This is a genomic window from Kitasatospora sp. NPDC093806, assembly GCF_040683335.1.
Lineage (GTDB): Bacteria > Actinomycetota > Actinomycetes > Streptomycetales > Streptomycetaceae > Kitasatospora.
This window is the reverse complement of the sequence record NZ_JBFBDO010000014.1, coordinates 19004-45136: the sequence shown is the minus strand read 5'-3', so window position 1 is coordinate 45136 and position 26133 is coordinate 19004. Positions and strand designations below refer to the sequence as shown.

28 protein-coding genes and 1 riboswitch are annotated in these 26133 nt (G+C 73.9%); of the genes, 19 read left to right on the top strand and 9 right to left on the bottom strand.

Annotated elements, in window-relative coordinates:
* The first annotated feature begins 80 nt into the window (after positions 1-80).
* The 6 genes from folP to AB0N76_RS10720 all read left to right on the top strand — a co-directional run bounded on the left by folP (position 81) and on the right by AB0N76_RS10720 (position 4900).
* Positions 81-953: a dihydropteroate synthase gene (gene folP, locus AB0N76_RS10745; RefSeq protein WP_363555412.1), complete on the top strand. Its 873-nt coding sequence runs from the start codon at positions 81-83 to the stop codon at positions 951-953.
* 42 nt (positions 954-995) lie between these two features.
* The gene (locus tag AB0N76_RS10740; protein ID WP_363555410.1) at positions 996-1478 is read left to right on the top strand and encodes a nuclear transport factor 2 family protein; all 483 of its coding nucleotides are present in this window, start codon (positions 996-998) and stop codon (positions 1476-1478) included.
* A 257-nt stretch (positions 1479-1735) separates the two neighbouring features.
* The gene (gene folB / locus AB0N76_RS10735) at positions 1736-2095 is read left to right on the top strand and encodes a dihydroneopterin aldolase (RefSeq protein ID WP_363555518.1); all 360 of its coding nucleotides are present in this window, start codon (positions 1736-1738) and stop codon (positions 2093-2095) included.
* Positions 2096-2135: 40 nt separating this feature from the next.
* Positions 2136-2735: a 2-amino-4-hydroxy-6-hydroxymethyldihydropteridine diphosphokinase gene (gene folK / locus AB0N76_RS10730; protein ID WP_363555408.1), complete on the top strand. Its 600-nt coding sequence runs from the start codon at positions 2136-2138 to the stop codon at positions 2733-2735.
* A gap of 214 nt (positions 2736-2949) precedes the next feature.
* Positions 2950-3444, top strand: coding sequence for a DUF3180 domain-containing protein (locus tag AB0N76_RS10725; RefSeq protein WP_363555406.1), 495 nt, complete (start codon positions 2950-2952; stop codon positions 3442-3444).
* Between the two features lie 205 nt (positions 3445-3649).
* Positions 3650-4900, top strand: coding sequence for a hypothetical protein (locus AB0N76_RS10720; protein ID WP_363555404.1), 1251 nt, complete (start codon positions 3650-3652; stop codon positions 4898-4900).
* A 97-nt stretch (positions 4901-4997) separates the two neighbouring features.
* Here AB0N76_RS10720 and AB0N76_RS10715 read toward each other — a convergent pair whose 3' ends face one another.
* Together AB0N76_RS10715 and AB0N76_RS10710 are read right to left on the bottom strand one after the other, a co-directional pair.
* Complete coding sequence (locus AB0N76_RS10715; protein WP_363555402.1) at positions 4998-5573, bottom strand: TerD family protein; 576 nt, start codon at positions 5571-5573, stop codon at positions 4998-5000.
* A 97-nt stretch (positions 5574-5670) separates the two neighbouring features.
* Complete coding sequence (locus AB0N76_RS10710; RefSeq protein WP_363555400.1) at positions 5671-6159, bottom strand: hypothetical protein; 489 nt, start codon at positions 6157-6159, stop codon at positions 5671-5673.
* A 99-nt stretch (positions 6160-6258) separates the two neighbouring features.
* Here AB0N76_RS10710 and arfB point away from each other — a divergent pair, with 99 nt between their 5' ends.
* Complete coding sequence (arfB, locus tag AB0N76_RS10705; protein ID WP_363555398.1) at positions 6259-6693, top strand: alternative ribosome rescue aminoacyl-tRNA hydrolase ArfB; 435 nt, start codon at positions 6259-6261, stop codon at positions 6691-6693.
* Positions 6694-6721: 28 nt separating this feature from the next.
* Here the strand turns inward: arfB and AB0N76_RS10700 are convergent, their stop codons facing one another.
* Positions 6722-7249 (bottom strand): flavin reductase family protein, encoded by a 528-nt coding sequence (locus AB0N76_RS10700; protein ID WP_363555396.1) that lies wholly within the window; start codon positions 7247-7249, stop codon positions 6722-6724.
* Between the two features lie 304 nt (positions 7250-7553).
* Between AB0N76_RS10700 and AB0N76_RS10695 the strand changes: the two genes are divergently transcribed.
* Together AB0N76_RS10695 and AB0N76_RS10690 are read left to right on the top strand one after the other, a co-directional pair.
* Entirely contained in the window at positions 7554-9503 is a 1950-nt protein-coding gene (locus AB0N76_RS10695) for a diguanylate cyclase (RefSeq protein ID WP_363555394.1), read from the top strand.
* Positions 9504-9759: 256 nt separating this feature from the next.
* Entirely contained in the window at positions 9760-10734 is a 975-nt protein-coding gene (locus AB0N76_RS10690) for a putative Ig domain-containing protein (RefSeq protein WP_363555516.1), read from the top strand.
* Between the two features lie 70 nt (positions 10735-10804).
* Here the strand turns inward: AB0N76_RS10690 and nagA are convergent, their stop codons facing one another.
* Both nagA and AB0N76_RS10680 read right to left on the bottom strand, forming a co-directional pair.
* A complete protein-coding gene (gene nagA, locus AB0N76_RS10685; protein ID WP_363555392.1) occupies positions 10805-11989 on the bottom strand; it encodes an N-acetylglucosamine-6-phosphate deacetylase in 1185 nt (394 codons plus the stop codon).
* Entirely contained in the window at positions 11986-12933 is a 948-nt protein-coding gene (locus tag AB0N76_RS10680) for an ROK family protein (RefSeq protein WP_363555390.1), read from the bottom strand. Before AB0N76_RS10680 ends, nagA begins: the two co-directional genes overlap by 4 nt.
* Positions 12934-13226: 293 nt before the next feature.
* Here AB0N76_RS10680 and AB0N76_RS10675 point away from each other — a divergent pair, with 293 nt between their 5' ends.
* Positions 13227-14555: an extracellular solute-binding protein gene (locus AB0N76_RS10675; protein ID WP_363555388.1), complete on the top strand. Its 1329-nt coding sequence runs from the start codon at positions 13227-13229 to the stop codon at positions 14553-14555.
* A gap of 25 nt (positions 14556-14580) precedes the next feature.
* On the opposite strand, the gene AB0N76_RS10670 is transcribed toward AB0N76_RS10675, so the two are convergent.
* Positions 14581-14919 (bottom strand): cupin domain-containing protein, encoded by a 339-nt coding sequence (locus AB0N76_RS10670; RefSeq protein ID WP_363555386.1) that lies wholly within the window; start codon positions 14917-14919, stop codon positions 14581-14583.
* Between the two features lie 103 nt (positions 14920-15022).
* On the opposite strand from AB0N76_RS10670, the gene AB0N76_RS10665 reads away from it, so the two are divergent.
* The gene (locus AB0N76_RS10665; RefSeq protein ID WP_363555384.1) at positions 15023-15310 is read left to right on the top strand and encodes a DUF3263 domain-containing protein; all 288 of its coding nucleotides are present in this window, start codon (positions 15023-15025) and stop codon (positions 15308-15310) included.
* Positions 15311-15347: 37 nt separating this feature from the next.
* Positions 15348-16202 carry a trehalose-phosphatase gene (gene otsB, locus AB0N76_RS10660; RefSeq protein ID WP_363555382.1) on the top strand — a complete coding sequence of 285 codons (855 nt, stop codon included), beginning with the start codon at positions 15348-15350 and terminating at the stop codon, positions 16200-16202.
* 20 nt (positions 16203-16222) lie between these two features.
* On the opposite strand, the gene AB0N76_RS10655 is transcribed toward otsB, so the two are convergent.
* Both AB0N76_RS10655 and AB0N76_RS10650 read right to left on the bottom strand, forming a co-directional pair.
* A complete protein-coding gene (locus AB0N76_RS10655) occupies positions 16223-17692 on the bottom strand; it encodes a trehalose-6-phosphate synthase (RefSeq protein ID WP_363555380.1) in 1470 nt (489 codons plus the stop codon).
* Positions 17693-17730: 38 nt separating this feature from the next.
* On the bottom strand, positions 17731-18738 hold the full coding sequence (locus tag AB0N76_RS10650) for a glucosyl-3-phosphoglycerate synthase (protein ID WP_363555378.1): 1008 nt from the start codon (positions 18736-18738) through the stop codon (positions 17731-17733).
* A 148-nt stretch (positions 18739-18886) separates the two neighbouring features.
* Positions 18887-19022, top strand: a riboswitch (SAM riboswitch).
* Between the two features lie 18 nt (positions 19023-19040).
* Here AB0N76_RS10650 and thrC point away from each other — a divergent pair.
* The 5 genes from thrC (at position 19041) to AB0N76_RS10625 (ending at position 23917) form a co-directional block, all read left to right on the top strand.
* On the top strand, positions 19041-20321 hold the full coding sequence (gene thrC, locus AB0N76_RS10645; protein ID WP_363555376.1) for a threonine synthase: 1281 nt from the start codon (positions 19041-19043) through the stop codon (positions 20319-20321).
* 64 nt (positions 20322-20385) lie between these two features.
* The gene (locus AB0N76_RS10640; RefSeq protein ID WP_363555374.1) at positions 20386-20664 is read left to right on the top strand and encodes a MoaD/ThiS family protein; all 279 of its coding nucleotides are present in this window, start codon (positions 20386-20388) and stop codon (positions 20662-20664) included.
* A gap of 618 nt (positions 20665-21282) precedes the next feature.
* On the top strand, positions 21283-21486 hold the full coding sequence (locus tag AB0N76_RS10635) for a cold-shock protein (RefSeq protein ID WP_030289665.1): 204 nt from the start codon (positions 21283-21285) through the stop codon (positions 21484-21486).
* A 358-nt stretch (positions 21487-21844) separates the two neighbouring features.
* Positions 21845-23467, top strand: a complete 1623-nt coding sequence (gene groL / locus AB0N76_RS10630; protein ID WP_363555372.1) for a chaperonin GroEL — start codon at positions 21845-21847, stop codon at positions 23465-23467.
* A gap of 90 nt (positions 23468-23557) precedes the next feature.
* Complete coding sequence (locus AB0N76_RS10625; RefSeq protein WP_363555370.1) at positions 23558-23917, top strand: hypothetical protein; 360 nt, start codon at positions 23558-23560, stop codon at positions 23915-23917.
* A 25-nt stretch (positions 23918-23942) separates the two neighbouring features.
* Here the strand turns inward: AB0N76_RS10625 and AB0N76_RS10620 are convergent, their stop codons facing one another.
* Positions 23943-24584, bottom strand: a complete 642-nt coding sequence (locus tag AB0N76_RS10620; RefSeq protein ID WP_363555368.1) for a hypothetical protein — start codon at positions 24582-24584, stop codon at positions 23943-23945.
* Positions 24585-24665: 81 nt separating this feature from the next.
* On the opposite strand from AB0N76_RS10620, the gene AB0N76_RS10615 reads away from it, so the two are divergent.
* Entirely contained in the window at positions 24666-25058 is a 393-nt protein-coding gene (locus AB0N76_RS10615; protein WP_363555366.1) for a PadR family transcriptional regulator, read from the top strand.
* On the top strand, positions 25055-26029 hold the full coding sequence (locus AB0N76_RS10610; protein WP_363555364.1) for a hypothetical protein: 975 nt from the start codon (positions 25055-25057) through the stop codon (positions 26027-26029). The genes AB0N76_RS10615 and AB0N76_RS10610 overlap by 4 nt, the downstream gene beginning before the upstream one ends.
* Positions 26030-26133: the final 104 nt, after the last annotated feature.

Genomic DNA, 26133 nt, shown 5'->3' with positions numbered 1-26133 from the left:
CGGTCGCCTCCGGCCCCCGCCGCGCACGCGCGGCGGGGGCCGGAGGCGTTTCCAGGGCGGGGCGGCCAGATAATGGGGTTATGAGCGATTCGGTGCCCTCCTCCCTGCCGGCCGGACTGCCGCGGCTCGACCGTTGCGCCGTCATGGGCGTGGTCAACGTGACCCCCGACTCCTTCTCCGACGGCGGGCTGTGGCACGACCCCGCCCGGGCGATCGCGCACGGGCTGGCGCTCCGCGCCCGGGGCGCCGACCTGGTCGACGTCGGCGGCGAGTCCACCCGCCCCGGCTCCCGGCGGGTGCCCGAGGAGGAGGAGCTGCGCCGGGTCCTGCCGGTGGTGCGCGAACTGGCCGACGCCGGGGTGGCGGTCTCCGTCGACACCATGCGGGCCTCGGTCGCCGAGCAGGCGGTCGCGGCCGGCGCGCTGATCGTCAACGACGTCTCCGGCGGGCTGGCCGACCCGGCGATGGCCCGGGTGGTGGCCGAGACCGGCGCCCCGTTCGTGGTGATGCACTGGCGCGGGCAGTCCGCCGACATGGACCGGCTGGCCGTCTACCAGGACGTGGTCGCCGACGTGGTCGGCGAGCTCACCGCCCGGGTGGACGCGCTGACCGCCGCCGGCGTCAAGGCGGAGCAGCTGATCCTCGACCCGGGCCTCGGCTTCGCCAAGACCGCCGAGCACAACTGGGCGCTGCTCGGCCGGCTCGACGCCCTCACCGCGCTCGGCCGGCCCGTGCTGGTGGCCGCATCGCGCAAGCGGTTCCTGGGTACGCTGCTCGCCGACCCGGAAACCGGGGAACCGCGCCCGGCCCGGGAGCGCGACGACGCGACCGCCGCGGTGTCGGTGCTGTCGGCGCGGGCCGGCGCCTGGGCGGTGCGGGTGCACGACGTGGCCGGCACGGCGGACGCCGTCCGGGTGGTCGCGGCCTGGCAGCGCGCGGCCCGGCAGGGGTGAGCGTGGGACGAGGACGGGAGGGTCATGGCGGGTGACGGCAGGTTGAGCGGGGAGACGGCGGGCCGACGGGCCGGCGAGGCGGACCGGGAAGCGGCCCTGGAGGCGAACCGGGCGCTCTACGAGGCGCTGGAGAACGGCGACCTCGCGGCGGTCGAGGACGCCTGGCTGGGCGCCGCCGAGGCCGACGACAAGGGGGGCGTGGTCTGCGTCCACCCAGGCTGGCCGGTGCTGCGCGGACGGGCCCAGGTGACCCGCTCGTACATGCTGATCATGGCGAACACCGAGTACATCCAGTTCATCCTCACCGACGAGGAGGCGGAGGTGCACGGCGATGTGGCCCTTGTCACGTGCACCGAGAACATCCTTTCCGGCGGCGAGGCGGAGGAGGAGGGCGAGCTCGGTCCGCTGGTCGGCGGAAAGGTCGTGTCGACGAATCTCTTCCGGCGCACCCCGGCCGGGTGGAAACTGTGGTCGCACCACGGTTCACCCGTTCTGACCAGCGCCGACGAGGACGACGAGGACTGATTCCGGGAACGGGCGGAAAACCGGGGGAAAACGTCGCCGGCCGGTGGCCCGGGAATTCCCGGACGGTCACCGAACGTTCACGTCAATCGCCATTCCGGCGTGCGTGACGACGGTTCGTGCCGGGTAGGACGGTCGGGTGTTGTCGGCGCGCGCGGGTAGATTCGAAAACGTCAGTGGCGGGCGCGACGCCCGTCCTCGCCCTGCCCGCCCGCGTTCCCCGGGCGGGGCCCGTCCGACTGGGAGCAGTGATTCGTTTGCTGGACCGCGTCACCCTGCGGGGCCTGCGCGCCCGGGGCCACCACGGCGTCTTCGAGCGCGAGCGGGCCGAGGGCCAGACCTTCGTGGTCGACCTGGTGCTCTTCCTGGACACCCGCCCCGCCGCGTCCGGCGACGACCTGACCCGTACGGCGCACTACGGCATCGTGGCCGAGGAGGTCACCGCGATCATCGCCGGCGAGCCGGTCGAGCTGATCGAGACCCTCGCCCAGCGGATCGCCGACCAGTGCCTCAAGCACGAGCCGGTGGAGGAGGTCGAGGTGACCGTCCACAAGCCGGACGCCCCGATCACCGTGCCGTTCGACGACGTGACCGTGACCATCCACCGGACCCGCGGGTGACCTTCGCCGCGTCCACCAGACACGCCCTAGGGGTAGTCCGATGACCACAAGCGACCCGACCACCTCGGCGAGCGCGTTCGACCTGGAGCACCGGGTGGACGCGGTCGACACCACCCTGCACAGCCAGCGCTGTGCCGTGATCGCCCTCGGCTCCAACCTCGGCAACCGCCTGGACACCCTCCAGGGGGCCGTGGACGCCCTCGCCGACACGCCCGGGCTCAAGATCAAGGCCGTCTCCGCGGTGTACGAGACGGCGGCCGTGGGCGGCCCCGAGGAGCAGCCCAACTACTACAACGCGGTGGTGCTGCTGCGCACCTCGCTGCCGCCGCGCGACCTGCTGGAGCGCGGCAACGCGATCGAGGACGCCTTCGGCCGGGTCCGCACCGTGCACTGGGGTCCGCGCACCCTGGACGTCGACATCCTGGCCTACGAGGGCGTCGTCAGCGAGGACCCGCAGCTGGTGCTGCCGCACCCGCGCTCGCACGAGCGGGCCTTCGTGCTCGCCCCGTGGCTGGACGCCCAGCCGGAGGCCGAGGTGCCCGGGCACGGGCCGGTGGCCGAGCTGCTGGCGGCCCTCGGCGGCCCGGACGCGCAGGGCGTCAAGCGGCGCGAGGACATCCGGCTGACCCTGCCGGAGTAGCCCCCGGGGCGCTCCGGCCGCCGTTCGCGCGGGCCGGGGAACTCGGGCGGGGCTCCCGGCCGTACGAATAGGTGTCCGCTCCGGTCCGGGGGTGTCCCCCGGGCCGGGCCCGGTACGGTGGCCTGGCGCCGCCGCACCCGGGCCGGGGGCGGCGCCCGTCCGTCATCGCCGTCCGTCGCCTGCCGCCCGTCGCCCGGGAAAGGACCCCGTCCGAGTGAAGCTGCTTCGCCTCCGTCTGCTGGTCGGCATCACCGCCGCTGCGACGGCGCTGTCCTGGGCCGGTGCCGAGCTCTGGGCCTCCCTGGACACGCTGCCCGCCGTGCCGGGCGCGGCACCGGTGGTGCTGGCCGCGGTGGCGGTGATCCTGCTCGCCACCGCGCTCTCGCTGCGGTCGCGGCTGAAGGCGGCCCGCGAGCGGCAGCCCGGGGCGAAGCGGGTGGACCCGCTCGGCGCGGCCCGGGCCCTGGTGCTCGGCCAGGCCAGCGCGCTGGTCTCGGCGGTGGTCACCGGGATCTACGCGGGCGCCGGGATCCACCTGCTGGGCGAGCTGGACGTGGCGGCCCGCAAGGACCAGGCGATCACCGCCGGCTTCGCGGTGCTGGCCGGGGTGGCCGTGATCGCGGCGGCGCTCTGGCTGCAGCACGTCTGCAAGCTGCCGGAGAACCACGACGACCCGGGCGGGCACGGGCCGGCGGCCAGTCCGCGCTGAGCCGGTCCGCGCTGAGCCGGTCCGCGCCGAGCCGGTCCGGGCCCGCCGTCCGGGCCGCCCGGCTTCCGGCCGGACGGCGCTGACCAGGCACGTTCCGGCGATCCCGGGCGATTTCCCGGAGGCTTCCGGGAAATCCGGAGGGGTGTCAAGGGCCGAACCGGACCCTGGGCTGACACGGCCCCAATTCGCACGCTAGTTTCTTGGCATGTCTCGCGGACGCCACCGTCATTCCTCCGTCCTCGGCCGGGTCTTTCCCCCCACCGCCGCCGGCGTGCTCATCGTCGCCGCGCTCGGGGCGCTGCTTTTCAGTCAGGACACCGTGCTGGTCCGCTCGGTGGGCGTGGCCGCGGTGCTCGCCACGCTCGGCTTCGCGGTCCTGCTGCGCCAGCGCGACCGGGCCGCGCGGGCGGCCGCCGAGGTCTCGGTCGCGCAGCGGCTGCGGGCCGAGGAGCGGTTCGAGGAGCAGCTCGCCGAGGCCGAGTACGCGGCCGAGGTGGCCGAGGAGCGGGCCACCCGGTTCGGGCGCCGGCTGACCGCCGAGAAGTCCCGGCTGGCGAAGGCCGAGACGGAGATCGCCCGGCTGCTCAAGGAACGGGCCGTGCTGGTCGCCGAGCAGGCGCTCAAGGAGGCCGAGGCGACCCAGCGGGCGCTCGCCGCGAGCCGGCCCCGCTACCCGGCCAGCCCGGCCGCGTACGTCCGTGCCGGGGCCGTGCTGCGGCTGCTGGCCCGGCGCGGGGCGCAGCAGGAGGCGCAGCGGGAGCAGGAGGCCAGGCAGGAGGCCCTGCGGGCGGCCGAGCGGGCGGCGGAGCGCGCCGCCGAGCGGGAGCGCGCGGCGGCTGTGGAGCTCGCCCCGCCGGTCCGTACGGCGCCCGCGGCGGCGATCGCCCCGGCGGTGCCGGCGCCGGCCGCTCCGGTGGTGCCCGCGCCCGGGGAGGCGCCGTCCGCCCCGGTGGCCGCGGCCGCTCCGGTGGTCCCCGCCGCGCCGGTCCGGCCGGCGCTGACGGCGACCGTCGGGCAGCTCGGCGGGGTGCCCGCCGCGCCGGTGGTGTCGACCGAGCGTCAGCGTCCGCGCCCGGCGCAGTCCGGGACGTCCCGGCCCCAGGGCTTCAGCTTCTTCGGCCGGAACGCCGGTGCGGCGGTCCGCGCGGCGGCTCCGGCGCCGGCCGTGCGCAGCGTCGCGGAGCTCGGCGAGCGCGCCGACCTGGCGGACGTGGTGGGGGACGAGGCGGTCGCCGCCCAGGCCCAGGCCCAGGCCCAGGTGCAGGCCCAGGTCGAGAGCCAGGCCCAGGCCGAGAGCCGGGCCCAGGTGCGGGAGGACGCGGCCGAGGCGGAGACCCAGCTGCTGCCGCAGATCGAGGCCGAGGTCGCGGTCGGCGCCGAGCCGGAGGTCGTCGACCTGACCCCGCACGACGACACCGAGCAGATCGAGGTCCCGGAGCTGCGCGCCTCGCGCTGAGCGGGGACCGGGCGACGGTCGACCGGGGAACGGCGAAGCGCCCGCCCCGCCGGAGGGCGGGACGGGCGCTTCGCGTTTCGCCGGCGGTGCCGGAGCGTCAGATCTGGACGCCGAAGTCCTGGGCGATCCCGGACAGGCCGGAGGCGTAGCCCTGGCCGACCGCGCGGAACTTCCACTCGGCGCCGTTGCGGTAGAGCTCGCCGAAGATCATGGCGGTCTCGGTGGCGGCGTCCTCGGAGAGGTCGTAGCGGGCGAGCTCGGTGCCACCGGCGGCGTTCACCACGCGGATGTAGGCGTTGCGGACCTGGCCGAAGTTCTGCGACCGGGCCACGGCGTCGTAGATCGAGACCGGGAAGGTGATCCGGGCGGCCTCGGCCGGCAGCGAGGCGAGGTTGACGTTGATCGCCTCGTCGTCGCCGGCGCCCTCGCCGGTGCGGTTGTCACCGGTGTGGACGACGGTGTTGTCCGGCGTGCTGGTGTTGTTGAAGAAGACGAAGTGGCTGTTGGACAGCACCTTGCCGTCCGCGTTCAGCACGATCGCGCTGGCGTCCAGGTCGAACTCGGCACCGGTCGTGGTGCGGACGTCCCAGCCGAGGCCGACGGTGACCGCGGTCAGGCCGGGGGCCTCCTTGGTCAGCGAGACGTTGCCACCCTTGGAGAGGCTCACTGGCATGGTGTGTGCAGTCCCTTCGATTGCTATTTGCCGGGGATAACGCGGGAACCGCCGGTATTGGTTCCACGCGCTCCGGTCCGGTCCCGGGTATTCCCCGTCAGATCCGGCGGAACCGGCCCTGGAGTGTCCAGATGGCCGGATTGTCGGCGAGATCGGGGTGCATGTCGAAGAGGTCGGCCAGGGTGTCCTGGAGGAAGTCGCGGGCCTCGCGCCGCAGGTCCGCGTGGCGGATCACGGCGGGCGGCTCGTCGGGCAGCCAGGTGGCGCTGACCTCGACCCAGTTGAACCGGCGGGCGAACCGCAGCAGCTCGGTGTTCTGGGTGAAGTCGAGGTCGGCGGTCTGCACCCGGGCGGCGCGGCCGCCGGCCGGGTCGCGGTCCAGCTCCTCGACGATGTCGCAGAGCGCCCAGGCGAAGTCCAGCACCGGGACCCATCCCCAGGCTGTGGACAGCTCCGCGCCCTCGGCGTCGAGGTAGACGTCGCCGCAGAACAGGTCGTACCGCAGCGCCTGCACGCTCGCGGTCCGGTAGTCGGTCTGCGGGGGGTCGGGGAAGCGGTTGGAGAGGGAGTAGCCGAGCTCGATCACGTACGCCATTGTCGGGGGTGCGGGCGGCGACGGATAACCGGCGCCGGACGACCGGATAACCGGGTGACCCGGCGCGGGCGGGCGGGGGATGATGGGCGCATGCCCGAGCCCATCCGCGTACGGGGGTCGGTGGTCGTCCCCGACGCCGAGCTCGTCTGGCGCTTCTCGCGTTCCTCCGGCCCCGGTGGCCAGCACGTCAACACCTCCGACACCCAGGTCGAGCTCCGCTACGACCTCGCCGCCTCCGCCGCGCTGCCCGAGGTGTGGAAGCAGCGCGCCCTGGAGCGGCTGGCCGGCCGGCTGGTGGACGGGCGGGTGCTGGTGGTCCGGGCCTCCGAGCACCGTTCGCAGTGGCGCAACCGGGAGGTGGCGGCGGCCCGGCTGGCCGCGCTGCTCGGCGAGGCGACCGCGCCGCCGCCGAAGGCGCGCCGGGCGACCAAGCCCAGCAAGGGCATGGTCGAGCGGCGGCTCTTCAACAAGCGGCACCGCTCCGAGCTGAAGCAGGGGCGGCGCGCCCAGCGCGGCGGGGAGTAGCGGGGCGGGCAGCGGCGCGGCCGGGGGCTCAGCCCAGGGTGCGGTAGCCGCCGCGGAAGTAGAGCAGCGGGCGGCCGCCGGGGTCGGGGACGGTCGCCTCCAGGACGCGGCCGAGCAGCAGGGTGTGGTCACCGGCGGCTATCCGCTGCTCGGTGCGGCACTCGACGGTGGCGAGCGCGCCGTCGATCAGCGGGGCGCCGCTGTGCGGGCCGCGGTGGTGCGGGGCGTCCGCGAACAGCAGCCGGTCACTGAGCCGGCCCTTCATGGCGAACCGCGAGCCGAGCGCCTTCTGGTTCTCCGCCAGCAGGGAGACCGCCCAGGTGTCGGCCCGGGAGAGCACCTCGTCCATCCGGGAGTCCTCGCGGACCGAGATCAGGACCAGCGGCGGTTCCAGGGACACGGAGAGGAAGGACGTGGCGGTCATGCCGACGTCCTCGCCGTCGTCCGGGTCGTGGACGGTCACCAGGCTCACGCCGGCGGCGAGCTGGGAGAGCGCCGCCCGGAACTCGTCGGGGCTGGCTTGGGAGGCAGCTTCGGGCTGCGGTGACGGGTACACGTACCGCACGGTAGCCCGGGTCCGGGCGGAACGGCATCGGGCCCTGGTCGTAGGACCAGCGGCGCAGTCCGCTCGGCGCGCGGGCCATGCGACCGGCCACGGGAAATGTTCCGATGGGGCGCTATGTCCCCTTATGGGACAGATGAACTGATTAACGGTGCATTAGCGCTGTGTGATTTAAGTCACAAGTGATGACCTATTGCTGACCGAGCGTGCCGAGCGCGGTGCTCCCTGTGATTCAGTTCTTCTGGCAATCGGACGATAACCAATCAAGACCTATCCGAAGCAGCCGGGGAGCCCCCGCATGGAAGCCGAGTCGGAGCCGTACGTCCGTCTCGCGACCCTCCGCACCTTGCACCGGGTCGTGGCGGACCTCAACGCTGCCCGCAGCCTGGCGGGCACGCTGCAGGCCGTGGTCGAGGGCGCGGTGCACGGGCTCGGCTTCGACGCCGCCGCGGTCAGCCTGGTCCGGCCGGACGGGGACCTCGTGGTGGCGGCCGTCTGGGAGCTGGAGGAGAGCGCCATGGGCGGCCCCTCCGTCCTGCTCGGCCAGGTCGGCTCCCGCGAGTCCTGGGACCGGCTGCTCGGCGTCAGCGACCACTGGGGCACCCTGCGCTTCCTCCCCTACGACCGCGGCTGGGCCGTCGCCAGCGACATCCCGCGCTGGATCGGGGACGGCCCGATGCCGGTCTACGCCAACGACTGGCACCCCGCCGACGGCCTGCTCGCCCCGATGTACAGCGCCGGCGGCGACCTGCTCGGCGTGCTCTCGGTGGACCGCCCGCGCAGCGGCAAACGGCCCGGCGCCTGGACCCGCGAGGCCCTGGAGATGTTCTCCCTGCAGGCCTCCATCGCGATCGGCAACGCCCGGCTGCGGGCCGAGATGCAACGCGCGCTGGCCCGCCTGGAGAAGGAGCAGCAGGCGCTGCGGGCCAGCGAGGAGAGCTTCCGCCAGGCCTTCGAGTACGCGCCCAGCGGGATGGCCATCACCGAGCTGCACGGCGCCGGACGCGGCCAGCTGACCCGCGTCAACGACGCGCTCTGTCGCCTGCTCGGCCGCCCCCGGGCGGTGCTGCGCCAGCAGAGCTTCGCCGACCTCGTCCACCCGGACGACCGGGCGCTGCTGGAGCGCACCAGCGCCGAGAGCGGCCGGGCGGAACTGCGCCTCTCCCGCCGGGACGGCGGCTACCAGTGGGTCTGTCTGCGGAACTCGATCGTCGCGGACGCCGCCGAGGGCCCGAGCTTCCTGCTCACCCACGTCGAGGACATCGAGGACCGGAAGCGGCACGAGCTCCAGCTCGCCCACCGGGCCAGCCACGACGCGCTCACCGGCCTGCCGAACGGCGCCGAGCTGAAGTCCCGGCTCGGCCGGCGGCTCTGCGCCCAGCCGCAGGCCGCGGTCGCCGCCGGGCACCCGGCCGGGCCGCTCGACGCCGGGTACGGAGGTGCCGGGTACGGGGGCGCCGGCTACCCGGGGGTGGCCTACCCGGCGGCCGGCTACCAGGCCGGCGGTCAGGTCGGCGGTCAGGTCGGTGGCCAGCCGGTCGGCGCGGGCTACCCGGAGAACGGTTTCGGCGGCTACCCGGAGAACCTGTTCGGCGACTCCTACAGCGCGCACACCGCGTACGAGGGCCTGGACGGCGCGGAGCCGCGGACCGGTCCGGCGCACGGCTACGGCAGCCCGGAGGGGTACCCGGCCCCCGCCGACGGCGCGCCGACCGGGCCGGGCGGCTACGGCGAGCACGTCCACGCGGTGGTCCCGGCCGACCACGGGCCCGGCGGCGAGGTGTGGTCCGGCCCGTTCCGCTCGGGCAGCCCGGCCGCCGTCGAGAAGGGCCTCGCGGTGATCTTCTGCGACCTCGACGGCTTCAAGTCGATCAACGACCGGTTCGGCCACAACGCCGGTGACGCCGTCCTGGTCGAGGTCGCCCGCCGGCTCAGCGGCGCCGTGCGCGACGGCGACACGGTGGCCCGGCTCGGCGGCGACGAGTTCGTGGTGCTGGCCGACGGCATCGGCCGCGACGAGGCGAAGGACCTCGCCCACCGGCTGCGCAACGCGATCATCCCGCCGATGCGGATCGACGGACGGGCGATGCGGGTCGGCGTCAGCCTGGGGATCGGCTGGGCCGGCTGCGGGATGAGCATCGAAGAGGTGCTGCACACCGCCGACGAGCGGATGTACGACGAGAAGCGGGCCCGGGGCGGCGCGGTGCGCGGCGCGCGCGGCGAACGCTCGCACCGACGGGCCGGCTGAAGCACCGTCGTCCGGCCCGCCGGGCACCCGTCGTCCGGGCCGGCCGAGCGCCGTCCGGAGGCCGTCGGGCACCGCTCGGGACGCCGTCCGCGGGGTGCCGGGGAGGCCGGTCGGACGGAAAGCTACTCGCCGGTTGTCAAGGGGTCTTTCCGGGGCGTGACGAACGACAGGTAGGGTTCCCGGGTACGAGCGACCACGACCAGCGCCGGCGGCACGGCAGCCAGGCGGCGCGACCGCGATGGGGGAGTTGACCACCGTGACCACCGCCGGCAACAGCGGAGTGCCCCAGGGCCCGGAGGGCGGCGCCCCGCAGGACGACGATCCGTTCGGCTACCTGTACCGCCCGGCCGACGGCGGCTCCGGCCAGCAGGCCGAGCCGCAGCAGGGCGTGCCGCGGACGAACTACAACCGTCCGATGGAGGTCGGCCGCGCCCAGTACGGGCAGCAGCCCCGACCCCAGCAGCCGTACCCGCCGCAGTCGGGCTACCCGCAGGCCCAGCCGCAGCAGCCCTACCCGCCGCAGGGCGACTACGCCGCCCCGGCCCAGCAGCCCCGCTACGCCGAGCACTCCCGGCCGCAGCCGGGGGAGGAGCGGCCGAGCAGCGGCCGCGGCAAGGGCGCCGTGATCGGCGCGGTGGCGGTGGTCGCGGCCATCGCGATCGGCGCCGGGATAGCGCTCTCCGGCGACAAGGACAAGGACGCCAAGGACACCAAGGACGCCAAGGGCGGCACCGCCCCGGCGACCGCCCCGGCCTCGCCGGGCACCGGGACCGGCAGTGCGAGCCCGACCGGTTCGGCCTCGGCCACGCCCTCGGCGAGCGCCTCGGCCGGCGTCCCGGGCACCTTCGACGTGAGCCAGCTCCAGGGGCAGAACGCGCCCTCCGGCAACACCGTCAAGGGCGCCAAGTCGACCGACGGCAGCTACCTGACGCTCAACCCGGGCGGCACGATCACCTGGACCGGGGACGTCGCGGCGGCCGGCACCTACAAGTTCACCGTGCACTTCAACAACCCGGGCGCCGACGCCAGGGCCGTCGCGACGGTGAACGGCAAGGACTGGCCGGGCGGGCTGAACCTCAAGAACTGGTCGCCGGGCAAGGAGCCCGCCAACTCCTGGTTCAACAGCTACATAACCCCGCCGCTGCAGGCGGGGACGAACACCGTCGTGCTCTCGCTGCCGGCCGGCACCGGCACGATCCTGATCGACCAGGTGGTGCTGGAGGCGGCCTGACCGCCCCGGACACACCGACGGCCGTCCATCCCTTCGAAGGGGTGGACGGCCGTCGCGTGTGCGCGTGCGGTCAGGCGGTGCGGACCGGGGCGAACCGGTCTCCGCCGGTGATCCACTCGCCGCGCCGCATGACGGCGACCAGGTCGTGGGTGGCGGAGTCCAGCACGGCGAGGTCGGCGAGCTTGCCGGTCTCCAGGGTGCCGACCTGGTCGCCGAGGCCGAGCAGCCGGGCCGGGACGGTGGAGAGCGACTCGACGGCCTGGTTGAGCGTCAGGCCGTTGACCGTGACCGAGCGCTTGAACGCCACGTCCAGGGTGAGCGTGGAGCCGGCGATCGAGCCGCCCTCGACCAGCCGCGCCACGCCGTCCTTGACCTCGACCTGGAGCGGGCCGAGCGGGTAGAGGCCGTCGCCCATGCCGGCCGCGCCCATCGCGTCGGTGATCAGGGCGACCCGGGAGGCGCCGGCGGTGCCGTACGCGAGGTCGAGGACCGAGGGGTGCAGGTGCACGCCGTCGTTGATCAGCTCGACGGTGACCCGCTCGTCCTCCAGCAGCGCCACGATCGGGCCGGGGGCGCGGTGGGCGATCCCGGGCATGGCGTTGAACAGGTGGGTGGCGACGGTCGCGCCGGCCTCGATGGCTTCGAGGGTCTTGGCGTAGTCGGAGTCGGTGTGGCCGACGGCGGCGATCACACCGAGGTCGGCGAGCATCCGCACCGAGTCCAGGCCGCCGGGCAGCTCGGGGGCGAGGGTGACCATCTTGGCGTGGCCGCGGGCGGCGTCGACCAGCTTGCGCACCAGCGCCGGGTCGGGCTCGCGCAGCAGGTCGGGGCGGTGCGCGCCGCACCGGTTGTGCGAGATGAACGGGCCCTCGAAGTGGATGCCGGCGAGCACGCCGTCCTCGACCAGCTCGGACAGCACCGCGGCCTGGCGGATCAGGTCGTCGATCTCGCCGGTGACGGTGGAGGCGACGGTGGTGGTGGTGCCGTGCTCCAGGTGCGTGCGGGCCGCGAGCAGGGCCTCCTCGGCGACGCCGGAGGCGTACGAGGCGCCGCCGCCGCCGTGCACGTGCAGGTCGACGAAGCCGGGGACGACGGTGTGTCCGGTGAGGTCGAGGTCGCCGGGGGCGGCCGCGCCGCCGAGACCGGCGATCCGGGGGCCCTCGATGGCGAGGCGGTCGCCCTCGACGACGCCGCCGGGGAGCACCAGCCGGGCGCCGGCCAGGGCGGTACGGGCGGCGGAACGGTCCGCGGTCACGCGGTCACCTCCGTGGAGAGTAGGTCCCAGGCGAGCAGGCCCGCGCCGAGCGACGCGGCGGTGTCTTTGAGCATGGCGGGTACGACCTCGGGGGGCATCTGGAAGGTCAGCCGCTCGGTGACCGCCGCCCGCAGGGGGGTGAAGAGGGTGTCGCCGGCCTCGGCGAGCCCGCCGCCGACGATCACCCGGGTCGGGTCCAGCAGGCTCTGGGCGAGGACGATGCCGTCGGCCAGCGCCTCCACCGCCCGCTGCCAGACCGCGACCGCGCGCGGGTCCCCGGCGTCCACCGCGACGGCGCAGGATGCCGCGTCGGCGTCGGGGTCGCCCACGGCCTCGGCCCAGGCGCGGGAGACGGCGGAGGCGGAGGCGAGGGTCTCCAGGCAGCCGCGGGCGCCGCAGCCGCACTGCGGACCGCCGGGGCGGACCACCACGTGGCCGATCTCGCCGCCGTAGCCGTGGGCACCGGCCTCGATCCGGCCGTCGATGCCGATGGCGCCGGCGATGCCGGTGCCGAGGGCGATGAAGAGGAAGCGCCCGACCCCCCGGCCGGCCCCGATCCGGCCCTCGGCGAGGCCGCCGGACCGCACGTCGTGGCCGAGGGCGACCGGCATCGCCGCGCCGCCGGGTACGGCCAGGCGCTCGCCGAGCAGCTTGCGCATCGGCAGGTCGCGCCAGCCGAGGTTGGCGGAGAAGACCGCGATGCCGTTCTTCTCGTCGATCGTCCCCGGGACGGCGACTCCCGCCGCCAGGGGCGCGACGCCGAAGCGGCTGCGGCCCTCGTCCGCCAGATCGGCGGCGAAGTCGAGGATGGCGGCGACCACGGCGTCCGTTCCGTGCTCCCGCCCGGTCGGGCGTCGTGCTTCGAACAGCACGGAGCCGTCCTGGGCGAGCAGCGCGGCCTTCATGCCGGTGCCGCCTACATCGAGTGCGATGACGTGCTTCACGGAGGACAGTTTCCCTTGGGCGAGTAGAAGAGGTCTAGTCCAGTTGTCGGATTGGTCTGGTCCAAACGGGTGAGCTTTGTCGCAGAAGCGTGTGGTGTGCGGCACTTTTCGCGGATTTTGTTGCGCGCTGTGCAACAAGTCCCGCACTTCGATAACTACCGGGCGTGGCGCGGCCAGAGGTATGGACCACTACGGGCGTGGTTTGGCACCCTTGCGGCCTCCCCCCGGCCGGATCGGCCCCCCGATCCGGTCCGTCTCACCCTCAGGACTCCCCCTCGAAGGCGGTACCCGCGTTGGACAGGCGCGCCCAGGCCCCCACCCCGTCGTCCGGCACCCGGCCGTCCGGCATCCCGTCGTCCGGCACCCGGCCGCTCGGCGTCGCGCTGGCCGGCGCGCTGGCCGGCGCGCTGGTGCTCTCCGGCTGCGGCGGCCAGGACGACGGCCCGGTCACCCTCCGGCTGGTCGCCGCCGACTACGGCGAGAACGCGGAGACCAGCTCCAAGCAGTACTGGGACGACGTCGCGCACCGCTTCGAGACCGCCAACCCGGGCATCAGGGTGGACGTCGAGGTGGCGAGCTGGACCGACATCGGCAAGCGGGTGGACGACCTGGTCAAGAGCGGCAAGTCGCCCGACCTGCTGCAGACCGGCGGCTTCGCCGACCAGGCCGCCGCCGACCGGCTGTACAACGCCTCGGACGTGCTCTCCCTGGAGACCCAGGCCAACATCATGGAGTCGTTCTCGCACGCGGGGCAGGTGCTCGGCACGCAGTACGGCATCCCGTTCGTCTCCTCCTCCCGGGTGCTCTTCTACAACAAGGCGGTCTTCCAGAAGGCCGGCATCGCGCAGCCGCCCACCACCTGGAACGAGCTCAAGCAGGCCGCCGAGAAGATCAAGGCCAAGGTCCCGGGCGTCACGCCGTACGGCCTGCCGCTCGGGCCCGAGGAGGCGCCGGCCGAGTCGATGCTCTGGACGCTGAGCGGTGGCGGCAGCCTCTCCGACGACGTCGGCAACTACACCATCGACAGCACCCAGAACCAGGCCACCTTCGGCTGGCTGAAGACCAACCTGGTCGCCACCGGCCTGACTTACCCCGAGCCGGGCAAGATGAACCGCACCCCGGTGTTCAGCGACTTCGCGGCGGGCAAGGTCGCGATGCTCAACGGGCACCCGACGCTGCTGCGGATGGCGGGCAAAGCCAAGATCGACTTCGGCACGGCGCCGATCCCGAAGAAGGACGGCCTGGCGCGGACCGGCAGCCTCGGCGTGGCCGACTGGATGATGGCGTTCAAGGCCAACGGGCACAGGAACGAGATCCGCAAGTTCCTGACCTTCGTGTACGCGAAGGAGAACCAGCTCAAGTTCGACGAGACCTACAACCTGCTCCCGGTCACCCAGGACGCCATGGAGGCGATCTCCAAGGACCCGAAGCACGAGGACCTCAAGCAGTTCGCGGCCGGGCTGGGCAACGCGAGCTTCTACCCGTTCGGCGACCCGGCCTGGGCGGAGGTCTCCAACCGGATCAAGGCCGGCATCGGGGCGGCCGTGACCGGCGACGCCAAGCCGGTGCTGGAGGACCTCCAGCAGGCGGCGGTGAAGGAGGCGGCCCGGGTCCGCAAGTGAACCCGGGCCGGGGCGTACCGAGGGGTCAGAGGGTGATCGCGTAGACCTTGCGGAGCGTCTCGTGGACGGTCCATGTGGTGCGGTCGCCCGCCCGCAGCACCCCGCAGTCGCCCGGGCCGAGCTCCAGCGTCGGGCCGCCGTCGACCACGACGGTGGCCCGTCCGCTGAGCACCGTGAACACCTCGTCCGCCTCGACGTCGGTGACCACCCCCGGGGTGATCTGCCAGATGCCGCGGACCTGGCCGGCCGACTCGTCGAGCACCAGGCCGGACACCTCCGGGCTGCCGGAGACGATCTGGGCCGGGTCGAGCGGGTCGGGTTCGAGTTCCGCGGTCGGGACGTGCAGGGCGAAGGCATCGGTCATGGGGGCGACGCTAGTCGGCGGGCCGGGGCGGCGCAGGACGCAGGGTGTGTCGGGTCCGCGGGGGAGAATGACACTCCGTAGTGATGGGCGGAGGTGCTCCGGGATGGACGCGGACGAAACGGACCGGACGGACGGGACGAGCGGGACGGACCCGTCCGCGGCGGCGGGCGGGCTGGACGAGCGGGACCGGGCGGTGCTCGCGCTGGAGGGCCGCTCCTGGCGGACGGCCGGCGCCAAGGAGCGCGCGGTCCGCGAGGAGCTGGGCCTCTCCAGCACCCGGTACTACCAGCTGCTGAACGCGCTGCTGGACCGGCCGGAGGCGCTCGCGCACGCGCCGGTGCTGGTCAACCGGCTGCGCCGGGTCCGGGACGCCCGGCGGGCGGCGCGCTGAGACATGCGGCCCGGCCGGGCTGGGTACGGTGCCGGGCATGGGGCTCGCTGAGATCGCACGACCGCTGACGGACGCCGGGCGGGAGGGGCTGGCGGCACTGCTCGCCGCACCCCGGGACGCCGTGATCGCCCTCGACTTCGACGGGACGCTGGCACCGATCGTCCCCGACCCGAGCCGGGCCCGGGCCCACCCCGGGGTGGCGCCCGCCCTGCGCGGGCTGGTCCCGCACGTCGGCGCCGTCGCCGTGGTGACCGGCCGCCCGGCCGCCCTGGCGGTGGAGTACGGCGGTCTCGCCGGGCTCGGCGGGCTGGTGGTGCTCGGCCACTACGGCGCGGAGCGCTGGGAGGACGGCGAGCTGACCGCCCCGCCCCCGCACCCCGGGGTGGCCGCGGCGCGGGCGGCGCTGCCCGCGGTGCTGGCGGCGGCCGGCGCGCCGGACGGGACCTGGGTCGAGGACAAGGGCCGCTCGGTGGCCGTCCACACCCGGCGCACGGCCGAGCCGGTGGCTGCGTTCGAGCTGCTGCGGGAGCCGGTGGCCGAGCTGGCCGCCGGGCACGGGCTGGTGGTGGAGCCGGGGCGGCTGGTGCTGGAGCTGCGGCCGCCGGGGGTGGACAAGGGCGCGGCACTGGAGGGCCTGCTGCGCGAGCGGGGCGCGCGTTCGGTGCTGTACGCGGGGGACGACCTGGGCGACGTCGCGGCCTTCGCGGCGGTGGAGAAGCTGCGCGGGCGGGGGCTGGCCGGGCTGCTGGTGTGCAGCGGCCCGGCCGGGGGCGCGGCCGCGGACGCGCCGGTGCGCGAACTCGCCGACCGGGCGGACCTGGTGGTCCCGGGCCCGGCCGGCGTGGTGGAGCTGCTGTCCGCGCTGGGGGAGGCGGTCGCCGGAGCGGGTTGAGCCGGCGGCGCGCCGCCGGGTCAGCGCAGCGCGTTCAGTTGGTCGAGGAACCACTGCTGGGGCGGCAGCGCGGTGGCGGCGGCGGCCAGCCGCTTGGTCCGGTCGGCGCGCTCGCCGGCCGGCATGGTGAGCCCGGCGTGCAGGGCGTCGGCGGTGGCCACCACGTCGAAGGGGTTGACGCTCAGCGCGTCCTCGCCCAGCTCGGCGTGCGCGCCGGCCTCCCGGGAGAGGACCAGCGCGCAGCCCCGGTCGGAGACCACCGGGACCTCCTTGGCGACCAGGTTCATGCCGTCCCGGATCGGGTTGACCAGCGCCACGTCGGCCAGCCGGTAGGCGGCCAGCGAGCGCGCGAAGTCGTCGTCGAGGTGCAGCAGCACGGGCTGCCAGCCGGGCGTGCCGAACTCCGCGTTGATCTCCTCGGCGAGCTCCCGCACCCGCGCGGTGTAGGCGCGGTACTCGGCGAGGTCGGTGCGGGAGGGGTAGGCGAAGGCGATGTGCACCACCCGGTCGCGCCACTCGGGGCGGGTGCGCAGCAGGTGCCGGTAGGCCAGGAAGCCGCGGACGATGTTCTTGCTCAGCTCGGTGCGGTCGACCCGGACCACGGTCCGGCGGTCGCCGACGGCCGCGCGCAGGGCGGCCAGCCGCTCGTCCACGTCCGGCCGGTGGGCGCGCTCGCGCAGGAAGTCGGCGTCGGCGCCGAGGCCGTGCACGCCGAGCGCGGTGGTGCGGCCCCCGTGCGTGACGGTGAGCGCCTCGCGGTCGACGGCGGCGCCGAGCAGGCGCTCGCAGCAGTCGGCGAAGGCGAGCGCCCAGCGGCGGGTCAGGAAGCCGGCCCGGTCGGCGCCGAGGATGCCGGTGAGGACGGCCTCGGCGATGTCGTCGGGCAGCAGCCGCAGGTACTCGGGCGGCGCCCAGGGGGTGTGCGAGAAGTGGCCGATCCGCAGGTCGGGGCGGGCGGCCCGGAGCAGCGCCGGGACCAGCGAGAGGTGGTAGTCCTGCACCAGGACGGCGGCGCCGGGGGCGGCCTCGGCGGCGAGGGCCTCGGCGAAGGCGGTGTCGTACGCGGTGTAGGCCTGCCACTCGGTGCGGAAGGCGGCGTCGAAGGCGGGGGCGGTCGGGGTGTCCCAGAGCAGGTGGTGGGCGAACCAGAGGGTCGAGTTGGCGATGCCGTTGTAGGCGCGGGCGAAGGTCTCGGGGTCGATGTCGAGCATCCGGACGGCCTGGCCGCCGACGTCGTGGCCGGCCCGGTCGAGCCGCCCGTCGGGGGCCTCCCGGGCGGCCCGGCGGTCGGCGTCGGAGAGCGCGGCGCAGACCCAGAGGCCGTCCGGGTCGTCGATCGCGGAGAGCCCGGAGACCAGGCCGCCGCCGCCTCTGCGGAGGGTCAGCGTGCCGTCCTCGGCGGTGCCGAACGACACCGGTCCCCGGTTGGACGCGACCAGGACGGGGGCGGCGCCGGTCGGATTCGAACGCTCGGTCGTGAGAGGGCCCATGGTTGGTTGGTTGCCGGGGGTTCCGGGCGGCAAACCCTTCACCGTCGGGTGGCGTACTCGGGGAGGGTGTGCATCGGCGGGCGTTCGGTGGCGGTGACGGGGTGGGAGTGGGCGGTGAACGCGCGGGTCTCCGGGTCGCGGGTGAACTGGGTGAGCAGCGGGTGGACCAGGTCGGCGGAGGCCTTCAGCCGGTGGGTGCGGTCGAGCCGTTCGAGCGCGGTGCGGTAGATGGTGGCGGCCATCCGGCCGAGCGCCTGGCCGTCCTGGTGCCGGTGGTGGCGGACGCCGACGTCCACCTGGGCGAGCGCGTCCAGGCCGGCCGTCTCCAGGGCGTCGACCAACAGGCCCAGTTCGACTCCGTACCCGGTGGGGAAGGGCAGTCGTTCGAGCAGCGAGCGGCGGGCCGCGTACTCGCCGCCGAGCGGCTGGACGAAACCGGCGAGTTCCGGCCAGTGCAGGTTGAGCAGCGGGCGGGCGACCAGTTCGGTGACCCGGCCGCCGCCGGCCGGGACGACCGCCCCGTCGGTCTCCAGGGGCCGGTCGTACATGGCCTTGACCAGCTGGATCCCCGGTTCGGTGAGCAGCGGGCCGAGGATGCCGGAGACCAGGGCGGGGTCGAAGGCGCGCAGGTCGGCGTCGACGAAGCAGACGATCTCGCCGCGGGTGACCAGCAGCGAGCGCCAGAGCACCTCGCCCTTGCCGGGGGCGGCGGGCAGCCGGGGCAGGATCGCGTCCCGGTGGTGCACGGTGGCGCCGGCCTCGGCGGCGACCGCGGCGGTGGCGTCGGTGGAGCCGGAGTCGACCACGACCAGCTCGTCGACCAGCGGCCGGCGCTCCATCAGTTCGCGCCGGATGACCCGGACGATGTCGCCGACGGTGGCCTCCTCGTCCAGCGCGGGGAGGACGACGCTGACGGTGCCGGCCGGGCCGAGCGCGCGCTTGGCCGCCAGCAGGGTGTCCACCGGGCGGTCGGCCGCGCGCCACGAGCGTCGGCGCAGCCAGGACGCCGTCTCGGGGGGGAGCGCGGGGATCGGTTCGGCGGGCACGGTCTCTCCTCGACGAGGTGGGGTGGGACGGGTCATCTCGCGTGGCGGACGGTCCCGTTCGGGGTTGACGCCTTCGGATACAGTCTTCGTACAGCGGTCGGACCTTCGCACGCCGGGGTCACCGCTGAGCACGACCACAACTTCACAGAGCTCATCCAGAGGGACTGAGGGAACGGCCCGTTGACGTCCCGGCAACCTTCTCGCTCGGCTGTCGTCGACAGGCCCCGGCGGGACAGGTGCCAATTCCGGCCTGTGGCGCGACCGCGTCACGGGGAAGATGAGGAGAGAGGCCTCCGCCCATCATGGCTATCGACACAGCTGCACCTGTCACCGTTGACCTCGGCCCCGCCGCCGCGCTGTCCTGTCGCGAGTGCGGCACCCGCTTCCCGCTCGGTCCCAGCTTCGCCTGTGTGGAGTGCTTCGGCCCGCTGGAGATCGCCTACGAGTTCGGCAGCGCGGGCGCGGAGGAGCTGCGCAAGCGGATCGAGGCCGGTCCGGCGTCGATCTGGCGGTACGCGCCGCTGCTCCCGGTCCCGGCCGACGTGGCGACCAAGCCCAACCTCAACCCCGGCTGGACCCCGCTGGTGAAGGCCGACAACCTGGGCCGCGAGCTCGGGTTCACCGCCCGGCTGCACGTCAAGGACGACTCCGGCAACCCGACGCACTCCTTCAAGGACCGCGTGGTGGCCTGCGCGATCGAGGCGGCCCGGGCGTTCGGCTACACCACGCTGTCCTGCTCGTCGACCGGCAACCTGGCCGGCGCGGTGGGCGCGGCGGCGGCCCGGGCGGGTTTCAAGTCCTGCGTGTTCATCCCGCACGACCTGGAGCAGGGCAAGGTCGTGATGGCCGGGGTGTACGGCGGCGAGCTGGTCGGCATCGAGGGCAACTACGACGACGTGAACCGGTTCTGCTCGGAGCTGATCGGCGACCCGGCCGGCGAGGGCTGGGGCTTCGTCAACGTCAACCTGCGGCCGTACTACGGCGAGGGCTCCAAGACGCTGGCGTACGAGATCTGCGAGCAGCTGGGCTGGCGGCTGCCGGAGCAGATCGTCATCCCGATCGCCTCGGGCTCGCAGCTCACCAAGATCGACAAGGGGCTGCAGGAGCTGATCAAGCTCGGCCTGGTCGAGGACCGGCCGTACCGGATCTTCGGCGCCCAGGCGGCGGGCTGCTCGCCGGTGTCGGCGGCGTTCAAGGCCGGCCAGGATGTGATTCGCCCGGTCAAGCCGGACACCATCGCCAAGTCGCTGGCGATCGGCAACCCGGCCGACGGCCCGTACGTGCTGGACATCGCCCGGCGCACCGGCGGCGCGGTGGAGGACGTGACGGACGAGGAGGTCGTGGCGGCGATCCGGCTGCTGGCCCGGACCGAGGGCATCTTCGCCGAGACCGCCGGCGGGGTGACCGTCGGCGTGCTGAAGAAGCTGGTCGAGACCGGGCAGCTGGACCCGGCGAAGGAGACCGTCGCGATCAACACCGGCGACGGCCTGAAGACCCTCGACGCCGTCTCCGAGGCCGGGATGACCGCCGTCATCCGGCCGACCCTGGAGGCCTTCCGCGGCGCCGGCCTGGCGTCCGACTGACCTCGCCCCACCCCCGCCCCGCCCCGCACCCCCGCGTTTGAGCCCCCGCACCGAGGAGACCCCCATGAGCGCCAGCGTCCGTATCCCGACCATCCTGCGCACCTACACCGGCGGCGCCGGCGAGGTGCCCGCCGAGGGCGCCACCCTGGGCGAGGTCATCGCCGACCTGGAGAAGAACCACGCCGGGATCGCCGCCCGCATCCTGGACGACACGGGCAAGCTGCGCCGCTTCGTCAACGTCTACGTGAACGACGACGACGTGCGGTTCGCCGAGGGCCTGGCGACCGAGATCAAGGACGGCGCGAACGTCTCGATCATCCCGGCGGTCGCCGGCGGCTGCTGAGCCGCTGCCGCGCGCCCGTCCCGCTCGCCGGTCCCGCTGGTCCCAACCGCCCGCCGCGCGCCGTTCCCGGCCGCCCGCAGTACGGAATTCCGTCCTGCGGGCGGCCGCGCGCATTTTGGCGGGAATATTCTCGGCCCTGGTCGGAGTAAAGTGTCGCTCTACCGGGAACAGGGGCGCCCCACCCCTGTGGATCGGTCGCTCCGGGAACGAATCCATCGCACCGGCACCGCGGCCGGCGTCCGGCCGGCGAGACCGGTGGCGGGCCCCGGGCCGGGAAACATGTCAGGCCGGTGTCAGAATTCCGGCAGGGATTTTGGGTATTACGTCCGCTATGTCCGGCAGGAATCGCGGCTTTTCTTCCGATTGCTCCCGTGCTGTCCCTTGGCCTTCCGAGGGAATTCCCCGCCATTGACCCTGTTGCAGAGGGCGTCGATCCGGATACATTCAGCCGCGGTCGACGCAATCGCCCGTTCGCCGGATGCCGTTCGGCGGCATCGGGGGGATTGTGGCGTGCGCGGCTGCGCCCAGGGGGGGTTCCCCGGGCCGGCCTCCAACCAGACCCACGCCCGCAGACCTGCGGGCGCGTGAAGGGCCAGCACAGCACTAGGGGAGTTCGGAATGGCTCAGGGCACCGTCAAGTGGTTCAACGCGGAGAAGGGCTACGGCTTCATCGCGGTCGACGGTGGTGCGGACGTCTTCGTCCACTACAGCGCGATCCAGATGGACGGCTACCGCACCCTTGAGGAGGGCCAGCGGGTCGAGTTCGAGATCTCTCAGGGGCAGAAGGGCCCGCAGGCGGACATGGTCCGCGCGGCGGTCTGACCTTTCCGACACCCAGGAGTTCGGCTCGGCCCATCGGCTGGTGCGCCTCTTGCTTCACGACGGGCCCGTGCGACCTCGGTCGCCCGGGCCCGTCGGCATGTCCGGAGCGGGCCGGCCGGTGCCCGGCGGACGCCCGCCGAGCACCTGATCCACGGCTCGCGGGTTGGCGATTGGGCTTGCACTCACCCACCCAGAGTGCTAATCATTGGCGTTAGCACTCACAGCGTGAGAGTGACAGCGGACCGGGTCGGTGAGGCCCCCGGGAGCGGTAGGGGAAAGGACCCCCGCACACCAGGGCCGTCCGTCGCGGGCACCCCTTGGTCCGAGCAGTCGACCGTGTCCCGGAGGACCACTTCTGATGGCCAAGATCATCGCCTTTGATGAGGAAGCTCGCCGCGGCCTTGAGCGTGGCATGAACCAGCTCGCCGACGCGGTGAAGGTCACGCTCGGCCCCAAGGGCCGCAACGTCGTGCTGGAGAAGAAGTGGGGCGCCCCCACGATCACCAACGACGGTGTCTCCATCGCCAAGGAGATCGAGCTCGAGGACCCCTACGAGAAGATCGGCGCGGAGCTCGTCAAGGAGGTCGCCAAGAAGACCGACGACGTCGCGGGTGACGGCACCACCACCGCCACCGTGCTGGCCCAGGCGCTCGTCCGCGAGGGTCTGCGCAACGTCGCCGCCGGCGCCAACCCGATGGCCCTGAAGCGCGGTATCGAGAAGGCCGTCGCCGCCGTCTCGGACCAGCTGCTGGCCCAGGCCAAGGACGTGGAGACCAAGGAGCAGATCGCCTCCACCGCCTCCATCTCGGCCGCCGACACCCAGATCGGCGAGCTCATCGCCGAGGCCATGGACAAGGTCGGCAAGGAAGGCGTCATCACCGTCGAGGAGAGCAACACCTTCGGTCTGGAGCTTGAGCTCACCGAGGGCATGCGCTTCGACAAGGGCTACATCTCGGCCTACTTCGCCACCGACCTGGAGCGTATGGAGACCTCGTTCGAGGACCCCTACATCCTGATCGCCAACTCCAAGATCGGCTCGGTCAAGGACCTGCTGCCGCTGCTGGAGAAGGTCATGCAGAGCGGCAAGCCGCTCGTCATCATCGCCGAGGACGTCGAGGGCGAGGCCCTGTCGACCCTGGTCGTGAACAAGATCCGCGGCACCTTCAAGTCCGTCGCCGTCAAGGCCCCGGGCTTCGGCGACCGCCGCAAGGCCATGCTCCAGGACATCGCCATCCTCACCGGCGGCACCGTGATCTCCGAGGAGGTCGGCCTGAAGCTGGAGAACGCCGGCGTCGACCTGCTGGGCACCGCCCGCAAGGTGGTCATCACCAAGGACGAGACCACCATCGTCGACGGTGGCGGCGACAGCGAGCAGGTCGCGGGCCGCGTGAGCCAGATCCGCGCCGAGATCGAGAACAGCGACTCGGACTACGACCGCGAGAAGCTCCAGGAGCGCCTCGCCAAGCTGGCCGGCGGCGTGGCCGTCATCAAGGCCGGCGCGGCCACCGAGGTGGAGCTCAAGGAGCGCAAGCACCGCATCGAGGACGCCGTCCGCAACGCCAAGGCCGCCGTCGAGGAGGGCATCGTCGCCGGTGGTGGCGTCGCCCTGCTGCAGGCCGGTGTCGCGTTCGACAAGCTGGAGCTGGACGGCGACGAGGCCACCGGTGCCAACATCGTCCGCGTCGCGCTGGAGGCCCCGATCAAGCAGATCGCGACCAACGCCGGCCTGGAGGGTGGCGTCGTGGTGGAGAAGGTGCGCAACCTCCCCGCCGGTCACGGCCTGAACGCCGCCACCAACGAGTACGTCGACCTGGTCGCCGAGGGCATCATCGACCCGGCCAAGGTCACCCGCTCCGCGCTGCAGAACGCCGCCTCCATCGCGGCACTGTTCCTCACCACCGAGGCCGTCATCGCCGACAAGCCGGAGAAGGCCGCCGCGGCCGCCGGCGGCGGCATGCCGGGCGGTGACATGGACTTCTGATCCGACTGATCGGATCGGCTGGTCTTTCGTCCGCACGGGCGGTTCCCCTCGGGGAGCCGCCCGTGCGGCGTTGTTTGGGAGAATGGGCGGATGGCTTCCGCAGATGACATCGAGACCGCCCTGCACCAGGCACGGGCGCTGATCCTGGCCGACCTGACCGCACGGGACGTCGCGGACGCCGCCGTGGTGTCGCTGGTCGAGACCGCCGTCACGCACCGCCGCTGGTGGCTGGAGCAGTGGCCGGACGGCACCGAGTACGTGCTCGGCCTGGTCGCCCAGGACGTCCAGGACGCGCTGCTGGAGGCGTACGGCCGCTGGCCGCTCTGCACCTCCTGCGCGGCGGACGGCGACCCGCACGCGCTCGGCGTGGAGCCCGAGCTGGGGCCGGAGCCGCACTGGGTCTGCGGCAAGGAGGGCACGGTCGTCGCGCCCGTCGGACAGCTCGGCTGAGGCCGGCGGGCGTCGCGGTGGTGCGTCAGCCGTCGAGCGTGTCGAGCTCGGCGGCCAGATTGGCGCGGGCCGGGGCGTCGAAGCGGGCGTGCGCGCCGGGCGTGTGGTACAGCGCGGGGAGTGCGAGCAGCTGCCGCAGCACGGCCGCGCGCCCGGCCCGGAAGTCCGGCTCGGGGACGAAGGCGTACTCCGCCCGGACGGCGGCCGCGTACGCCGCGTAGGCCTGCGGCGACCCGCCGAGGACGGCGAGGTCGGCGTCGCACAGCACCTCGCCGTCGCGGTCGCCCGGCTCGGGCCGGTGGGTGACGGTCAGCCGGACCAGCCGGGCGACCTCGGCGATCCGGGCTTCGGCCAGTCCCGCCTCGGTGAGCGCCCGGACGGCGAGGGCGGCGCTGCGCTCCTCGTTCTCGCTCCGGTCCGGGCGGTAGACGGCGTCGTGGAACCAGGCGGCCAGCCGGACGGCGTCCGGGTCGTCGGCGTGCCCGGCGAGCGCGTCCACATGGGCCAGCACCGCGCGCAGGTGGTCGGTGGAGTGGTAGCGGCGCTGCGGTTCGGCCCAGCGGCGCAGCAGCTCCCGGCCGGACGGCTCGGGGTCGGCGCTCGCGCCGCAGCGGCGGAGCAGGGCGGTCCAGGCGGCGAGGAGCTCGGGGTCGGCGTCGGCGGGCATGGGGCCATTCTGGTGGGTCGTGGCGAACTGATCGGCGATTCCACTGGACTGGATATGCCGGTGACCGATATATATAGAGGCATGACAGAACGGGCCATGCAGGAGCCCACGCTGCTCCTACTCACCGCGCTGGCCGATGCCCCCAGGCACGGCTACGCGCTCATCCAGGAGATCGCCGCGATCTCGGACGGCCGGGTCAAGATGCGCACCGGCACCCTGTACGGAGCGCTGGACCGGCTGCTCCAGCAGGGCCTCATCGAGGTCGCGGCCGAAGAGGTCGTCGACGGCCGCGCCCGGCGCACCTACGCGCTCACCGAGGGCGGCCGGGGCGCGCTGGCCACCGAGGCGGAGCGGCTGCGCGCCGTCGCCGAGGAGGCGCAGCGCCGGCTGGCGACCGTCCGTCCGGTCGCGGTCCGACCCGCGACCGGTTCCGCCAAGCTCGCTTTCACCAAGGTCAGGGGGGCCTTCGCATGACCACCGATCAGACCATGCCCGGACTGCTGGGGGAGCCGGTGGCGCTGCGCGCCGCGCTCAAGCTCTACCCGGCCCGCTACCGCCGTGAGCGCGGCGACGAGCTGACCGCCGTCTTCGCCGACTCCACCGCCGAGTCCGGCAAGCTCGCCACCGCCCGCGAGGCCCTCGACCTCGGGGCGTACGGACTGCGCATGCGCACCGGCCTGACCTCCTCCTCGACCACCGGACGGCTGTTCGCGCTCGCCGCGCCGCTGATCGCCGGGGCGATCGCGGGCGTCGGCCTGGCCCGCGGCGTGTACGACGCGGTCACCCCTGGCTGGACCTCGATGTGGGACGCGCCGGACCGGCTCGGCCACATTCCCGGCTACCTCTGGTACGTCGGCCAGGTGTTCGTGCCGCTGCTGCTGGTCGCCGCCGTCCTGGCCGGCCGCTGGCGGCTCGCCCGGACCGCCGGGCTCGCCGTGGCATCCGTCGGGGCGCTCGGGGTGGCCTGGGCGGCCGTCGCCATGTCCGGCGGCTGGGGGGTCTTCCTGCAGTCCGCCGAGGCGACCCCGGCGCTGTTCGCCGGCCTGCTCTTCGCGCTCGCGCCGCAGGAGCTGCTGGAGCGGCCGGGCCGGCGGGAGTGGGCGCTGGTGGTGGCCGGACTGGCCGGCGGCGCGCTCGTCCTGGCGGCGGAGGACTTCTACAGCTCCTTCGTGCTGATGGACGGTACGGGGGCCGCGGTGCTCCTGCTGCTGCCGCTGTTCGCGCTGCTCTTCGCGGTGCGCGGGCGACTGCTGCTGCCGGCCGCGGTCGGGCTGGCGGTGCTGCCGCTGACCCTGATGTTCAGCCTGTTCCGGCTCTGGCAGGTGACCGGCGGCACGATGAAGCTGCTGCCCTGGGCGCTGGGCGTGGCGACGGTGATGGTGCTGCTCGGCATGGTGCTGGACCGCACGCGGACCGGGGCGGGAGGTGACCGGAGCCTGGCCTGAGCCTGCTCGGGCCGGGACGACCGGGGCCTCGCCTCCTCTCGTACGGCCGGACGACCCGGATGTGGGACCGGGTCGTCCGGCCGTTCGGCTTTTCACCAGGCGGT

What these genes read in the sequence shown, in the direction of transcription:
- folP (WP_363555412.1), top strand. Translation starts at nt 81, where the DNA reads ATGAGCGATTCGGTGCCCTCCTCCCTGCCGGCCGGACTGCCGCGGCTC.
- folK (WP_363555408.1), top strand. Translation starts at nt 2,136, where the DNA reads ATGACCACAAGCGACCCGACCACCTCGGCGAGCGCGTTCGACCTGGAG.
- AB0N76_RS10720 (WP_363555404.1), top strand. Translation starts at nt 3,650, where the DNA reads ATGTCTCGCGGACGCCACCGTCATTCCTCCGTCCTCGGCCGGGTCTTT.
- AB0N76_RS10715 (WP_363555402.1), bottom strand. Translation starts at nt 5,573, where the DNA reads ATGCCAGTGAGCCTCTCCAAGGGTGGCAACGTCTCGCTGACCAAGGAG.
- arfB (WP_363555398.1), top strand. Translation starts at nt 6,259, where the DNA reads ATGCCCGAGCCCATCCGCGTACGGGGGTCGGTGGTCGTCCCCGACGCC.
- AB0N76_RS10695 (WP_363555394.1), top strand. Translation starts at nt 7,554, where the DNA reads ATGGAAGCCGAGTCGGAGCCGTACGTCCGTCTCGCGACCCTCCGCACC.
- AB0N76_RS10670 (WP_363555386.1), bottom strand. Translation starts at nt 14,919, where the DNA reads ATGACCGATGCCTTCGCCCTGCACGTCCCGACCGCGGAACTCGAACCC.
- AB0N76_RS10665 (WP_363555384.1), top strand. Translation starts at nt 15,023, where the DNA reads ATGGACGCGGACGAAACGGACCGGACGGACGGGACGAGCGGGACGGAC.
- otsB (WP_363555382.1), top strand. Translation starts at nt 15,348, where the DNA reads ATGGGGCTCGCTGAGATCGCACGACCGCTGACGGACGCCGGGCGGGAG.
- AB0N76_RS10655 (WP_363555380.1), bottom strand. Translation starts at nt 17,692, where the DNA reads ATGGGCCCTCTCACGACCGAGCGTTCGAATCCGACCGGCGCCGCCCCC.
- thrC (WP_363555376.1), top strand. Translation starts at nt 19,041, where the DNA reads ATGGCTATCGACACAGCTGCACCTGTCACCGTTGACCTCGGCCCCGCC.
- AB0N76_RS10640 (WP_363555374.1), top strand. Translation starts at nt 20,386, where the DNA reads ATGAGCGCCAGCGTCCGTATCCCGACCATCCTGCGCACCTACACCGGC.
- AB0N76_RS10635 (WP_030289665.1), top strand. Translation starts at nt 21,283, where the DNA reads ATGGCTCAGGGCACCGTCAAGTGGTTCAACGCGGAGAAGGGCTACGGC.
- groL (WP_363555372.1), top strand. Translation starts at nt 21,845, where the DNA reads ATGGCCAAGATCATCGCCTTTGATGAGGAAGCTCGCCGCGGCCTTGAG.
- AB0N76_RS10625 (WP_363555370.1), top strand. Translation starts at nt 23,558, where the DNA reads ATGGCTTCCGCAGATGACATCGAGACCGCCCTGCACCAGGCACGGGCG.
- AB0N76_RS10620 (WP_363555368.1), bottom strand. Translation starts at nt 24,584, where the DNA reads ATGCCCGCCGACGCCGACCCCGAGCTCCTCGCCGCCTGGACCGCCCTG.
- AB0N76_RS10615 (WP_363555366.1), top strand. Translation starts at nt 24,666, where the DNA reads ATGACAGAACGGGCCATGCAGGAGCCCACGCTGCTCCTACTCACCGCG.
- AB0N76_RS10610 (WP_363555364.1), top strand. Translation starts at nt 25,055, where the DNA reads ATGACCACCGATCAGACCATGCCCGGACTGCTGGGGGAGCCGGTGGCG.